Annotated in this window: 1 protein-coding gene; it reads right to left on the bottom strand. The window is 32.2% G+C overall.

Features of this window, described 5'->3' with window-relative positions:
• Positions 1-31: 31 nt before the first annotated feature.
• Positions 32-230, bottom strand: a 199-nt coding sequence (locus tag Q0954_RS34895; protein ID WP_299466942.1) for a hypothetical protein, incomplete at its 5' end; no start/stop codon positions are given.

Raw genomic sequence — 230 nt, 5'->3', positions numbered from 1 at the left:
TTTATTCATATCTTTTTGATGCAAAGGTAAGCTAGCTAATAGCAGATGTAAACATGTACTTACTGGGAGGGATACATTTATACTTTTCCTTAAGCAAACCATAAACCTGGTCCAATTGAGGAATAGTATGAATAAATTCAAGAACATATTCTCGAGAACAGCCTAATTCAGCCTGATACTTCTCAATCATAACTTCTGGTTTTTTTGTGAACTCTTTAATTACTTCTTTT

The organism is uncultured Microscilla sp., from assembly GCF_947493425.1.
In the GTDB taxonomy this organism is placed as follows: domain Bacteria; phylum Bacteroidota; class Bacteroidia; order Cytophagales; family Microscillaceae; genus Microscilla.
The sequence above is the reverse complement of the archived record's forward strand: the minus strand, read 5'-3'. Positions and strand labels throughout refer to the sequence as shown.